This window comes from Photobacterium sp. MCCC 1A19761, from assembly GCF_037389125.1.
GTDB lineage: Bacteria > Pseudomonadota > Gammaproteobacteria > Enterobacterales > Vibrionaceae > Photobacterium.
Map to the genome: position 1 here is coordinate 181230 of NZ_JAZGTF010000004.1, position 14005 is coordinate 195234.

Consider the following 14005-nt stretch of genomic DNA (forward strand, 5'->3'; position numbering starts at 1 on the left):
AATCAGAAGGCATCAATCCCCAATACTTCAACCAAAACTGAACACATCTGTACTACTTGAGGGGTATATTTACCACTAACCCCAGACTTTTCTATGTGATCCTCCTCCAAGTCGCAAAATTGACAAATGCGTCGAACTGCATATTTGTTTTGATTTATACTGGCATTTATCGAACACCTCGTATTAATAAAATAACCAATGAAACACATGGAAAAGGAATGCCATAGCCAGCTGATGATCACATCTCGCTTCAAATCTGCCGAATACGAGTTACTCGAGATAATTGGTGAAGGGGGATTTGGCCAAGTTTATAAAGCACTGCATCGCCGGACACAAAAGTTTGTTGCGATTAAGTTTTTGACGCTCCTTGAAACCGATAATCCTGATAAAAAACTGCGCCACATAGAACGCTTCCATCGGGAATGCGACCTGATTCGCCGTTTAAACCACCCGAATATCGTTTCACTTCTCGACAAAGGTCAGCAAGGCAGCGATATTCTTTACGCTGTTTATGAGTTTATCGACGGTCAGACATTAAAAGAGCACCTTCAAGCAAATGGACCATTCTCGCCTTCTGATGCTGCGGATGTGATGGCTTGTGTGTTAGATGCGCTGGCCCACGCTCATGAAAACGGGGTGATCCACAGAGATATAAAACCTGCGAATATTATGCTCTATAAAGTCGGGGCGAAGCATCATATCAAGGTGCTTGATTTTGGTATTGGCACATTAAAAAATGATGTGAGGCAATCAGATTATAAAACGCTTACCCTTACACAAGAAACTCTAGGGACGCCAACTTACAGTTCTCCTGAACAGTTACGAGGAGAGCCCGCTTTGCCCCAGACTGACATTTACGTTTGGGGATTAGTGTTCATCGAGTGTCTTACTGGCGTTCCGACCTTATCCGGAAACAGCATAGCAGCCGTGTTTCACCAGCAGTTGAGCGCCGCCAATATTCCTTTAGGCCCGCTAGCCAGCCACTATTCCGCACATTTATTCCGTCGTGTCCTGAATAAAAAACCAATGCAGAGGCCCGGTAATACGGTCGAGCTCTATCAGGAATTCAGAAAACTCAACTTTTCGGATCTGGTCGTTTCCAATCAACAAGCCTGTGCCAAGCCATCAAGCCCGGAATTTGAGAATCAAACACAAATCAATACGTGCTCCCCGGCCTATTCCAGAATTACGGAACGCAAACAAATTGCAGCGCTCAGTGTGATTCTATCAACTTACCGAGCCCAGCCACGTCATCACCACGTTCCCCCGGCCATCAGCCAGGATGTCATTGATATGATCCATGCTGATCAGCTCCATCAATGTATCGATATTGCAATCCGGTACGGTGCTTATCATGTCGGTACCTTGGGGGACACCCTACTGTTTTATTTTGGCTACCCCACGCTCAGTGATAGTGACAGTCGCTTGTGCGCTCGTGCAGCCCTAGATATTTCCAGTAATCTCAATGGAAAAAAAGGTCAGCTATTTCAGAACCATGGCCTGATCAGTGAGCTAAAAATCGGTATCGAAATCGGTATCATGCAGGGCTTTTCCGGGAACTCACCGGAAGGCAAAATCGCCAATGATGCATTACGCTTATCCAGGCTGGCTGAGCCAAATCAGATTCTTTGCTCAGAGCAAGTCAAAACGATCCTTGAAAATCACCTTATCTTTCGGCCTAGCAAATCCTCAGACCCGCTTCACGCCCTCGATACGCCTCAATACTTATTGCTCAGTGAGCGGGTGTCTGAAGCCTTTGGCTTTCTGCGGGGCACCTGGAAGCGTAGTACTTTCATCGGCCGCGAAGACATGTTCGAGGCACTACTCAACTTTACTCACGAAGCTGAGGGGACAGCATCTCACGATCAACAAGAACAGCGGAGACAGTTGCATTTATATGGAGAGGCAGGGATCGGGAAATCCAGGCTCGTATTTGAAGTTCAAGAACAGCTGTGGGCGACGCCACACTGGGTTGCTCAGTGCTTACCCGAATACAGGAACAATGCGCTATTCCCGCTCCTCAAACTGATTAAAGCCAGATATGAACTTGACAGCTTTAACACACCCGACACCACCGCCAAACTTGAACAGATCATCGCGAGGTGTAACCTGGATTCGGAGACGCAATCAAAAAGCCTTTGCGTACTAAGGGCTTGGTTGAATCTGGAGTCAACGGCGGATGAAGCCGCGGTTGAGCAGCAACAGCGTATTCTGGCAGCAATGTCACCCAAACAGCAAAAAGATTGCCTGTTTCAGATCCTTGCCCACCTCCTATGCCAGCTTCAATCTACAACAGCGTCTCCAGAGCATCCATCAAGCCAGCTTTTTATCTGTGAAGATCTGCATTGGTCGGATCCGACAACGCCAGAGTTTATCGAATACTTTGTCAATTCTGAGCCATTCCTTCATGGGAATCACATTTGGCTCAACACCTCGAGAAAACCACTACCAAGCCACTTAGAGCAAACTGGCTTTAAGCAAATTCAACTGGGCAAGCTCACAGAAACAAACTGCCGCCACATGATCGAGAGCCTGTTTGGCGATCAAACGGTGAGTGAAAGTGTGCAGCGTTTATTAATTGAACGATGTGATGGGATTCCTTTGTTTCTTGAGGAGCTGGTGAGCAATATTCAAAAACAAGAATTGGTTCGCAAGATCAACGGCAAGATCGAGTTCATCGGCCGAGATCCTGAAATCCGCATTCCGGTCACACTGAGAGAGTCGTTACAACAGCATCTCGATAGCCTGACCTTCGCGAAAGATACCGCCCAGCTAGCCGCTGCAATTGGACGGAAGTTTGACGATCATCTGTTATTTGCTGCATCTGAAAAAGATGAAACTCAAATTCTCGGGGATTTAGATGAATTACAAAAAGCAGGAATCATCTATGTGCAGCGCAGAGTCAACGGTAACCGGTATATTTTTAAACATGCGATGATCCGAGAAGCCGCTTATGAAAGCGCGGCCAATATCGCCGGGTTACATCAGCAGATTGCGCTCGCCCTGGAACAGGCTGCCTCAAACCGAGGTGAATGTGCACCCGAACTGTTGGCCCGGCACTGGATGAAAGCCAATCAACCTGAGCGAGCTATCCCCTACTACTTGCACGCCGGGCAACAATCCTCGAAAGCATTCATTATCGATGATGCAATTCATTATTACGAAACAGCCCTTCAGCTCACCAAGCAACATGACCAGTCGCCGCAGGTTGGTGAAATAATCAATGATACTACCATTTTAGAGCACAAGGTCTCGGCACACTTAGGGCTTGCTGACAATCTGGTTCGACGGGCGCAGCACGAGTTAGCCCGACAACACTATGATCTTGCACTATCTGAGCTTGCCGAAACGGATCAGACCCTAACGGCACAAATCCACCTCAAAAACGGTAAATCCTGGGAAACACACCACAATCACCATCGCGCCATGGCGGCATACGACAAAGCAGAGCAAGCACTTGCCCAACACCCGGCGCAAAACGAAACGTGGCAACAGACTCAGTTCGATGTACTCAGCGCGAAGTTGTATGTCTGTTACTGGCGCAATGACATCGATTTAATGGCAACGCTGCTTGACAAAATCGAGCCGATGCTCGAGCAAACAGGCGACGCTTACACCCAGGCTAAATTTTACGACAACGCGCTGCACTTGCGGTTCAGGCAAACACGCTTCAGCCTCAACCACACAGATGTGATGCTCGCCGAGAAAGCCTATCACGCATCAACACAGACAGATGATGCTGATTTACGAGCCTACTGCCTGTTTGTACTCGGCTTTACCCTCTACTTCAGCCAGAGTTACGACCAGGCTGGTCCAAGGCTGCAACAAGCCCTGAAACTGGCCAAACAACAGAGTGACAGAACGCTACAGGCACGATGCCTGACCTATCTGACCATCCTGCATCGTCAGCTCGGGGACATCGACAGCACGCTCAACTATTGTGAGCAGGCGATGACAAGTGCAAAACTGGCCGCAATGGACGACTATGTTGCGATCGCATATGCCAATAGAGCCTGGGTCGCCTATAAACAGTACAAATCACGCCGGGCATTCAAACTGGTCGCACTGAGCCATCGAACCTGGCAAGGCCTCGCAAGCCAGTTTCCTTTCCCGCTGCAATGGCTCGCGCTATTGGTTGAGCTTGATCTCCTCACCCAACACCACCAAGAGGCCATAGACGTTACCACCTGGCCACGCTTAATGGCTGTCGTTGAGTCACTCATTGATTCAACTCAGCAACGGTTACCAGAAACCATTACAACCCCCCTCAAGGAGGTAATTTCACTTCATAACCAACGTTCGGCAAACAAATCGCGCAGCCTGAAGCCACTGGCAAGCGCACTCTATCACAGCAAAAGGTTAGGTTATCTTTAACATATAAAGGAATAGTTATGTCATCTCAAACAAATACCTCTTACATCAAGAAAATGGATTCATACGTTGATGAAAATGGTCAACTAACACTTCGTTCGCAAGATATTTACGTGATACGTAAAGAAGGCACGCATGCTACGCTAATCGATTATGAAGATTATACTGGACCGAAAGCCGTTAAACTCGAGTGGTGTTATAGCGAAACCGATCATCACTTTTTCTTCCAAACCGCCAATGGTCTGCGTCCTGCGAACCTGACCAGCCCGGCGCTAACCAAAGTGATCCCGTGGAACCTCAGCACCGCCCGCTGCCCGGCCGGTATCGACAAAACAGATTTAAAACCCGGTTACCTGCTTGATTTAAGAGCGCTGCAAATGAGTCGGCTGAACGCACCAAGTCATACAGAAACGAAAATCGACATCATTCTTGATCAATCGATCGGAAAATTGGAACCTGATGATTTAACACCTCGCAAAGATGATCGGAATATACCGGTCACATCTTTAAAAGAGCTCAGTGAGGCCGTTGAAGACAATTTATATATCGTCTCTTATAAGAACCCTCTGCGCGTTAGAGATGACAATCTGTTCTACCCTTACCACATTCACTACCTGAGCAAGGAAGCCCTGGATCAACTGACACAGTATGATCTGGAGCGCGGACAGGATAGAGATCTGAACGAACTAAGACATACAATTGTTGAGTTAAAACTACACCTTCATGATGTAGAACCAGAGAAGCAAGCAGCGCACATCCAGAAGATCGTCGAAGAGAACGACACACTCACCTCCCAGTCACTGTCTCGCTACTACAAAAACGCCGGTGTCCAGATTGGCGCGTTAAATCCAAAAGATATCAACGTCGACACCCACTCGCTCGGCGCCGTTTGTATGGTGGCGAATTTACAGAGTTTTCTGAAATAATCACGATGCCCTTTGATTAGAGGACTCCTAAATTTCTGGACCAAAAGAGAACACTATGACGCAAAAAGGATACCAGCAGGGAACACACAGGCAATGTTCGCCTCAATCAACGCTTGACAGAATATCCCCCTGGCTCTTACAGATGGGGATCACCCGAGTTGCAAATGTGACCGGGTTAGATCGAATTGGCGTCCCTGTCGTTACCGTTTGTCGGCCGGATTCAAGCTCGGTTTCGGTCTCCCAGGGAAAAGGATTGGATCTCATATCAGCGAAGGTTTCCGGGGTTATGGAAGCGATTGAGACCTATCACGGTGAACATATTGAGCACCCTTTACGGCTTGCCAGTTATGCCGAGTTGTGTAAAAAGGAGCACGTCATCGACGTGCACCACCTGCCGAGGTTGTCTTTTAGCCAATTTAGTGACACCCGGAAATTGCTCTGGATTGAAGGGCATGACCTGATCCAAGGACACTCGCTCTTTGTGCCGTACGAAGTGGTCCATTGCAACTTCTCGCTCCCCTTACCGACGGGGAGCGGGTCATTTGTCATGAGTACCAATGGCTTGGCATCCGGCAATACCTACCACGAAGCTGTGGTACACGGGTTGTGCGAAGTTATTGAACGCGATGCTTTGGCCCTTTGGCAACTTGAACGGAACCAAGATAGTAATCATCAAATCAAACTCGACACCGTCAATGATCCCTCTTGTTTGAGTGTCATCGCCAAATTTCAACAGGCGCAGATGCAAGTCCAAGTCTGGGACATCACCTCGGACATCGACATCCCCAGTTTTCTCTGCAAAATCCGCCCAGCTCAGAATGCCAATGGTCCGGCCTATGCCGCCATCGGCTCCGGCACACACCCCTGCAAAAATATCGCATTGTTGCGAGCGCTGACCGAAGCAGCGCAAACCCGATTGACTCTGATCTCAGGTTCCCGGGACGACATTGATACCAATTCATACACACGACGTGCGAATCTTCAGGCATCTGTCCCGGACGACGGACAGAAAGACTTCGCGGACATCCAATCCTGGCACCACGGTAACTTTGAGCAGGACATTTCGCTGCTCCTGGACAAGTTGCAACAGGTCGGTGTCTCTCAGGTTGCCGTTATTAACCTAGAAAAAAATGAGTTTCAAATCCCTGTCGTCAGGGTACTCGTCCCACGCTTAGAAGGGATCCACGAAACCCCCGGCTACGTCATGGGTCAACGCGCACGTGCGAAACAGCAGGCGATTATTGATAAGGACAACGCATGAGCATCATTGTTTTTAGTGGCCCGAGTTTAGCTCAGAAAGATGCAGCGCCACTGCTGACTGCTTCGTACCGTCCGCCGGCAAAGCAGGGGGACGTTTATCTGGCGACCCTCGACAACCCTAAAATGATCGTCATTATTGACGGTTATTTTGAAAGCGTTCCTGCTGTCTGGCACAAGGAAATTCTGTATGCCATGTCAAAAGGCATCCATGTTTTTGGTTGCAGCAGTATGGGCGCCCTTCGGGCAGCTGAGCTTGAGCATTTTGGCATGGAAGGCTATGGCGAGGTCTTCGAAAGTTTTGCCTCCGGCGATTTCGAGGATGACGACGAAGTCGCACTGGTCCATGCGCCTGCCGAGGCTGGCTATATCGCCGCATCCATCCCGATGGTCAACATCCGAGCGACCCTTGATACGGCAGTGGACAAACAGATTATCGCTCCCCAACAAGCAAAACTGCTAACCCAAGCGCTAAAGGATGTCTGGTATCCGGAAAGAAACTATTCGTGTCTGTTGTCCATGGCGAAGGAAATACTCAGCCATCATCAATGGTGTGAACTAGAGCACCATATTGAAACAAACGCCGTCGATCTCAAAAGGCTGGACGCCATCAGCCTACTCAAAACATTACAAGCCATCGATATCGAGCAACTTCCGGCCAAACAGGTAAACTACAGTTTCACTCCGACCGATGCCTGGGAGCGTTTAGTCGCCGATGTCACTCATACGAAAACATCGAATAGCCAAATCTGCGAGCTTCAGGCTCTTTGGCGAGAAACGAAACTGGATGGCACTTTTTTTCAACGTCGACAACAAGCCATTTGCCGAAAATCCGCGCTGCGCGAAGCCCAAAAATACGCACCTGATTTAAATAAAGAAATCATTCAACGCGTCCTACTTGAGCTCGCGTATCAACGCTCGGCATGTGCCGGACCTGAAATTGATTTCGACAAGCTCGGCCAGTGGCTCACCACTGAACACATCAACATGGATGAGTTCCATGCGTTAGTTCAGCGTCAGGGATTGATTGCCTGGCTCCACAGTATCGATGAACGTATCGACAGCGAACTCCTGGATATCCTGAAGCTCGACCAGAGCTTTGCAGCATACCAGGCCCGAATTAACAGCAAAAAGACGATGACCACAGCAAGCTTGTCTGAACTTGGGATCAACGAGGAAGAACTATGGCAATGGTTTTTTTCCGTTCGCCTCCGGCAAGAAAAACCAAAGCACGTTGAAGACTACTGGAAAATTTGCGGGTTTGATTCTCTGGAAGAAATGCGAACCGCAGTGCTCAAAGATTATCAATACCATTATTGTCAACAGGAGAAAGCAAAAGATGAATAAGGAACACCCGATTGACCTGGTTGTATCCCTGTCAATCAACACAAAAGATGAGACACGCTATAAAGCATTGGCACAGGAAGTCTTCCCGTCAATTATGACAAAAACGGGGTGGCAACTGACAACACTCTGGCCGGTAGAGCCTTCTGAGACCGAAACCATTGCTTTTCAGAACCTATGGCAAACTGATGCCCTGAGCAAAGACCAGGCAGAAACAGCATTGACCCAGGCTATCAGTGACCTTTGTCAGCAGACTGCAGGATTTGCGGAAAATCTGGAGCAGATTGATCTGACTATCGTTGAGGAAGAGCTTCAGTATGTGCAGCGGTATCACTACTGAAGCTGTCAAATTACAGTACGGGACAGCGCCTGCCTGCTGGCAGGCGACTCCATTGTCTCTAGGCGTCCACAGTTAAAGGAAATCCCATGGCATACTTATCAACCCCAAACACACACTACCGTATTTTTCTCAAAGCCTTCCACAAGTTTGGCCGTTTATCGACGGCGGTTGATACGGTGCTAAACGGTCCGGAGATATCCAGGCTTCATGCCTTGATTGAGTGGGATGGCCACACTTGGTTCTTGCGGGACTTGAGCAAAAACGGGGTATGGGTGAACGGACAACCGATTACCCCAAATAAGTTACATCCGTTAAGTAAGGGGGATCACATCAGCTTTTCTCACCAACACAATACGACATTTATTGCCGAAAATATTGATCCGCCGAGAGATTTGCTCATTCCCTTTATCAAAGAAGATGCGCGGTCAGTCGATGATGTCGAGCCGATCTTATTGGAGAATTACCACTTTCTACCCTCTGAAGAGTCCCCGGAAACCATCGTTTTCTACGACACGGCAGAGCGAAGCTGGATGTGTGAAACCTTAAATGATAGTAATCCTTTTAAACTCTCTGATGGCGAACTATTAGAATTTTCGCATCGTCAGTGGCAACTACTTAAAGGGGCAGCAAACGAAGAACAAGAAACCATTGCCATTACAGATAATCCCCACAATGAGCTTTGTTATATTTTCAACATCAGCCCAGATGAAGAACTGACTGAACTGACGGTGTCGAATCGTAACCGCTCCTTCAATTGTGAAGCAAGAAGCCACCATTACCTAACCGCCCTGCTGGCCCGCTATAAAGGAGAGGATCTAAAAAACAAAGTCCCGGAATCCCAACAAGGATGGCGCTCGGTGGAACAACTCACGAAAGACATTGGCCTCTCCGAGACACACGTAAATATCCAGATCCACCGGGCAAGAAAGCAATTATCCGATCTCTTGCAATCTGAAGGCATGGCCCCCCCCTTGCTGATTGAGCGAAAGCGGGGCCGAGTCCGATTAGCCGTCAAAGACTACCAAGTGATTAAAGGGAACAACCTTGAAGTTGATTCCCGACAACTGATGTAAGGGCTTGTTTTCTCAATATATACAACAATGGGAGCCAACAAGAAGGCTCCTAATCTCAATAGATGAACTTCGTGGGTCAGTAGATACCGACTTATGCAACTATGAATACACCACCAAATAGCATAGATAGGGCTTATGACATCCAAAAACAAACTCATTCGCTACCTCAGCATTGACGCTGAAGATCTGTTCAACAAAGAGGCAGTATTGCTGCGGCAGGTGCAGACGAATGAACTCTCCCAGGTGCTCCTGTTATGGCAGGCAAAACGACCGACCCTGGTGCTGCCGGCGGGGAAAAAGTGGCCGGTGACGCCCCAACTCACCAGCGCATTAAACCAGGCTGGCTGGCAATTGATTTCACGAAAAACCGGCGGGGCACCGGTCCCCCAGCTGCCCGGCGTCATCAATCTCTCCCACATTTATCACTGGCCAGAAAACCAGCCATACGATATTAAAACAGCCTATCTCAACTTGTGTCAGGTCCTGAGTCACTTCTTTGCAGCGCTGGGCGTCAGGGTGGATGTGCATGCCACGCCCGGCTCGTATTGCGACGGGGATTACAATCTCAATATCGACGGTAAAAAGGTGGTGGGGACCGCGCAGCGCGTATTGCTGAAAAAAGGGGGCGGTCAGGTTGTCCTTTCTCAAGCCTGTATTTTGCTTGAGGGCGATATGGATGAAATCATCAAGCCGGTGCAACTGTGCAATCAGATTTGTAACCACGACGCACAAATCCTGGCGAGCGTACATACCCCGCTGTTTGAGCACCTGCAATCCCCACCTACCGTGGACGCGCTGTTCCAACAGTTAACCAGCGCCTTTTTACAATCCCCTTCCCTGTCCCAACCCGGATCGCGTCCTGAAAAACTGGCCTAATCACTTTCTGTCCGGCTATCCTCATCGCCGGGCAGAGATATCCCCGAGCAAATGTTATGAATATGTTGAATATCCATGTCAGGCATGGCACTCTTCCCGGTACAGCCTAATTGTATAATAAATCAATCATGGCGCTACGCATGAGCCTCATGACCGAGGCAAGCGGCGACGCTCTGCCAGCCCGAACGATTGTTGTATCCCCTTGGATTGACATCGACTCAAATCACTTCACGTTGAAAAGATAATCATGCAAACCGACACACAACAGGATTTAATCCCGGAGACTCGCCTCCACGAGTTCACCTACACAGATGTCTGGAACGGCTTCACGCAATTGGTCCCCCTCTCCTTTTTCGTCATCGTTTTCGGGATCGCGTTCGGGGTGGCTTCGGCGCAAACCGGGCTGGACAACGTTTCAACCATGCTGATGAGTGCCCTGGTATTCGCCGGCGCATCTCAGTTCGCAACGTTGGATTTATGGGGAGCCGACGTGCCCATCATTCCGGTGATGGTCACCGTCTTTGCCATTAATGCACGGCATCTGTTAATGGGGGCAACGCTCTACCCGTGGTTGCGTGAGTTGCCTCCAGCGAAACGCTACGGGGTGATGCTGCTGGCATCGGATGCGAACTGGGCCATGTCGATGCAGGCTTTCAGCCGCAAAGAGCCCGGTCTGGGCCTGCTGATCGGCGGCGGGCTTGCACTGTGGTCATTCTGGATTATCGGCACCTGGCTTGGCCTGTATTTCGGCAATGCCATTTCTGATCCGGTCAGCCTCGGGCTGGATATGGTGATGGGCTGTTTTTTGCTGTCCATGATTGGCGTGGGCCCGAAGAACCTGCGCGTGTTTGCTATTTGGGCCGCCGCTGCCGGGTCATCTCTCTTGGCCTATTGGTATTTACCTGAGAACAGCCATGTCGTTGTCGGTGCGATTGCCGGTGGAACGCTGGGCGCATTTTGGACGGAGAAAAAGTCATGAGCATTGAAACCAGCTTTAGCGGTACCTTATTGATTATCCTGATCATGGCACTGGTGACCCTCGCCACACGCTGGGGCGGGGTGTTTATCATGTCGTTCATTCCGATTGGCTACCGGGTACAGCAGTTTATTACCGCGATGTCCGGCTCGGTGCTGGTTGCCTTATTGGCGCCTTTGGCGGTCGAGGGCGATCTGGGCGCCCGTTTGGCGCTACTCTCAACCGCCGTCGTGATGTTTATCTGGCAGAAACCCCTCCCGGCGATCACCGCAGGGATCATCGCCGCGGCACTCACCCGACAATTTTAGGACTTTGACGGCGAAGCGTGAAATAAAATGAGCTAAAGCCGCATAAAAAATCACGACGGAGATTGACATCCCGTCACCATTGATGATTGAATCAAATCATTCCCTCTCAAAGGGATCAGAAGAGGCGCGTTAACCAGGTAGTCTGTCGGAGGTATCCAAATACCGCTGAACACAGATCAGGGGGCTTAACGCCGAGGTAAGTTTGTATTTGGAAGCAGGCTTATCGGTCACTGGGGCTGAATCCCCAGGGCTGTCACCGCTGGTGGAGAGCTTCTGGTGTTTGTGCTTTTTTGCCCTCAAGAATGGCTCACAGCCATCGGCTTTCTTCGCAATGCCAAGCTCTCTAAACGGATAACAATGACATTCGGATTAGAGATGCCAATTCACAATTCATGCCCTACAACAGAAATTCTGGTATCGCCGCAAGCCACGTCACTCAACCAGACAACGCTATGGACGGCTTTGATCACCCCTTTTCGCGACGATGAGTCGATTGACTTTGAGACACTGACCCAACTAGCCACCGAACAAGACGCCGCCGGTAACGGGATCCTGCTGCTTGGCAGTACCGGGGAAGCACTGGCGATGACACCGACCGAGCAGCAAGCGGTGGTTCGTCATATATGTGCGCTAGAGCTGTCCGTGCCGCTGATGGTCGGCGTCGGCGGCTTCCAGCTTCAGCAGCAACTGCAATGGCTGACCTTCTTAGCCGATTATCCAATTGATGCCCTGCTGCTCCCGGTCCCTTTGTATGCAAAGCCCGGTGCAGCCAGCCAGCAAAAGTGGTTCGAAACCCTGCTGGATGCCAGCCGCTGGCCTTGCATGATTTATAATGTGCCCTCACGGACCGGCGCCGCTCTGGATGCGCAAACTCTGGGCGCAATTTCCGCCCATCCGAATGCCTGGGCGGTCAAAGAAGCCAGTGGCAGCGTGGAGGTGTTCACCCGTTATACGCAAGCCGCCCCGACGCTGCAGTTTTTCTGTGGTGACGATGCGCTGTTTGTTGACTTTGCCGCTGCCGGGGCCTGTGGCCTGGTGTCTGTAGCCGGGAATGCCTGGCCGGAAGCAACCGCCCTGTACGTTCACCAAACCCTGAGCCAGACGGCACCCAGCGTTCAACAAGTACCAAGCTTTCAGCAGGAGCCAAGTTTTAAACAGGAACCAAGCTTTAAACAACTGTGGCAAAGCGCGGGCAACAGCCTGTTTTGCGCAGCGAACCCAATTGCGGTCAAAGCCCTGATGCAGCACCAGGGGCGTCTGCGCCACGCCGGGCTGCGTCCGCCGCTATACATGGACGAATTACCGGATCTGACGCCGGTTCTCAATGCCAATCACGAAATCAATCAGTGGATGCACAGCTGCCAGGCTCAATCATAATGACGGCTGCGCCCGATAACGAGTTCCTTATGATCACAACCACAACTGTTAAAGTCGGTGAGCAACCCACCGGTAATCCGATGGAAGTCCCGGTTATTCATATTCAGGGCCAGGGAAATGGTCCGCGTGTCTACATCCAGGCCAATATCCATGGTGCGGAAGTACAGGGCAATGCGGTCATTTACCAATTGCTGAATCTGTTTCGCCAACATCCCCCGCTCGGGGATGTGGTGATGGTGCCGCAGGCGAACCCGCTCGGCATCAATCAAAAAAGCGGGGAGTTTACACTGGGTCGTTTCGATCCCGTAACCGGTGTGAACTGGAACCGCCAATATCATTTTGGCAGCAGTGTGCTGGAACCTTTTTCCCAAGCCTACCTGAACGCGGAAGAAAGCGAGATCCGGGATGCCTTTCGGGCCCAATTAGTCCAGCAGCTTGAGACAAAACTGGCTTCCCCCTGGGGGCTGACGTGTGGACAACACCTGGCGCTCAACCTGCAAAAAATGGCCGTTGAAGCCGATATTGTGCTGGATTTACATACCGGGCCAATTTCTGCGCGTCACCTGTATGTGCCCGAATATGCCAGAGCGCGCGCTCGCCATTTCCATATTCCGCTCAATATTCTGATCCCGAGCGATTTCAGCGGTGCCATGGACGAAGCCAGCTTCAGCCCATGGTGGCAATTAAGCCAGCACTTTTCCCGGTTAGGACGTGAATTACCGGTAATGGTCGATGCCTTTACCATGGAGCTCGGCTCACAAGAGCGACTGGATGTAGCGGACGCCCGCAAAGATGCCGAAGGCATTTGCAACTATCTGCAACATCAGGGGGTATGGGCCGATCATCCGGTACAACCAACGCCTGCAACGATGCATGCCTGTTACCTTAAGGACTATAAAGCAATCTTCAGCCCTGCCGGCGGTCAGGTTGAATACCAGGCCAGGCTCAATCATCCGCTTCCTGCCGGTGAACCACTGGCAACCCTGTGGCATTTCAACGCATTGGCCAGTGAATCCAATCATAGTCGGGTCATTACCCTACCCTGCGACTGTATTCCTGTACTGCATTTTGCCTCCGCAAGTGTCCAGCAAGGGACTGAGCTCTACAAAGTACTGACCAACACCTTCCCCCTATAGCTGGCCTATCTGGACACATGC

11 protein-coding genes and 1 riboswitch are annotated in these 14005 nt (G+C 50.3%); all 11 genes read left to right on the forward strand.

The window, feature by feature from the left end:
• Positions 1–207 precede the first annotated feature (207 nt).
• On the forward strand, positions 208–4374 hold the full coding sequence (locus VV869_RS07410) for a TOMM system kinase/cyclase fusion protein (RefSeq protein ID WP_337734347.1): 4167 nt from the start codon (positions 208–210) through the stop codon (positions 4372–4374).
• Positions 4375–4391: 17 nt separating this feature from the next.
• Complete coding sequence (locus VV869_RS07415; protein ID WP_337734348.1) at positions 4392–5297, forward strand: hypothetical protein; 906 nt, start codon at positions 4392–4394, stop codon at positions 5295–5297.
• Between the two features lie 55 nt (positions 5298–5352).
• Complete coding sequence (locus VV869_RS07420) at positions 5353–6558, forward strand: YcaO-like family protein (protein WP_337734349.1); 1206 nt, start codon at positions 5353–5355, stop codon at positions 6556–6558.
• A complete protein-coding gene (locus VV869_RS07425; RefSeq protein ID WP_337734350.1) occupies positions 6555–7901 on the forward strand; it encodes a TfuA-like protein in 1347 nt (448 codons plus the stop codon). The genes VV869_RS07420 and VV869_RS07425 overlap by 4 nt, the downstream gene beginning before the upstream one ends.
• Positions 7894–8238, forward strand: a complete 345-nt coding sequence (locus VV869_RS07430) for a hypothetical protein (RefSeq protein WP_337734351.1) — start codon at positions 7894–7896, stop codon at positions 8236–8238. Before VV869_RS07425 ends, VV869_RS07430 begins: the two co-directional genes overlap by 8 nt.
• A gap of 86 nt (positions 8239–8324) precedes the next feature.
• Complete coding sequence (locus tag VV869_RS07435; RefSeq protein ID WP_337734352.1) at positions 8325–9311, forward strand: FHA domain-containing protein; 987 nt, start codon at positions 8325–8327, stop codon at positions 9309–9311.
• 135 nt (positions 9312–9446) lie between these two features.
• Positions 9447–10187: a lipoate--protein ligase family protein gene (locus tag VV869_RS07440; protein WP_337734353.1), complete on the forward strand. Its 741-nt coding sequence runs from the start codon at positions 9447–9449 to the stop codon at positions 10185–10187.
• 247 nt (positions 10188–10434) lie between these two features.
• Positions 10435–11166, forward strand: coding sequence for an AzlC family ABC transporter permease (locus VV869_RS07445; protein WP_337734354.1), 732 nt, complete (start codon positions 10435–10437; stop codon positions 11164–11166).
• The gene (locus VV869_RS07450; protein WP_261602452.1) at positions 11163–11471 is read left to right on the forward strand and encodes an AzlD family protein; all 309 of its coding nucleotides are present in this window, start codon (positions 11163–11165) and stop codon (positions 11469–11471) included. Before VV869_RS07445 ends, VV869_RS07450 begins: the two co-directional genes overlap by 4 nt.
• 111 nt (positions 11472–11582) lie before the next feature.
• Positions 11583–11752, forward strand: a riboswitch (Lysine riboswitch).
• A 76-nt stretch (positions 11753–11828) separates the two neighbouring features.
• Positions 11829–12848, forward strand: coding sequence for a 4-hydroxy-tetrahydrodipicolinate synthase (dapA, locus tag VV869_RS07455; RefSeq protein ID WP_337734355.1), 1020 nt, complete (start codon positions 11829–11831; stop codon positions 12846–12848).
• A 29-nt stretch (positions 12849–12877) separates the two neighbouring features.
• Complete coding sequence (locus tag VV869_RS07460; RefSeq protein ID WP_337734356.1) at positions 12878–13984, forward strand: succinylglutamate desuccinylase/aspartoacylase family protein; 1107 nt, start codon at positions 12878–12880, stop codon at positions 13982–13984.
• Positions 13985–14005 lie beyond the last annotated feature (21 nt).

Coding starts and splice junctions, on each gene's coding strand:
- VV869_RS07410 (WP_337734347.1), top strand. CDS start 208: ATGGAAAAGGAATGCCATAGCCAGCTGATGATCACATCTCGCTTCAAA.
- VV869_RS07415 (WP_337734348.1), top strand. CDS start 4,392: ATGTCATCTCAAACAAATACCTCTTACATCAAGAAAATGGATTCATAC.
- VV869_RS07420 (WP_337734349.1), top strand. CDS start 5,353: ATGACGCAAAAAGGATACCAGCAGGGAACACACAGGCAATGTTCGCCT.
- VV869_RS07425 (WP_337734350.1), top strand. CDS start 6,555: ATGAGCATCATTGTTTTTAGTGGCCCGAGTTTAGCTCAGAAAGATGCA.
- VV869_RS07430 (WP_337734351.1), top strand. CDS start 7,894: ATGAATAAGGAACACCCGATTGACCTGGTTGTATCCCTGTCAATCAAC.
- VV869_RS07435 (WP_337734352.1), top strand. CDS start 8,325: ATGGCATACTTATCAACCCCAAACACACACTACCGTATTTTTCTCAAA.
- VV869_RS07440 (WP_337734353.1), top strand. CDS start 9,447: ATGACATCCAAAAACAAACTCATTCGCTACCTCAGCATTGACGCTGAA.
- VV869_RS07445 (WP_337734354.1), top strand. CDS start 10,435: ATGCAAACCGACACACAACAGGATTTAATCCCGGAGACTCGCCTCCAC.
- VV869_RS07450 (WP_261602452.1), top strand. CDS start 11,163: ATGAGCATTGAAACCAGCTTTAGCGGTACCTTATTGATTATCCTGATC.
- dapA (WP_337734355.1), top strand. CDS start 11,829: ATGACATTCGGATTAGAGATGCCAATTCACAATTCATGCCCTACAACA.
- VV869_RS07460 (WP_337734356.1), top strand. CDS start 12,878: ATGATCACAACCACAACTGTTAAAGTCGGTGAGCAACCCACCGGTAAT.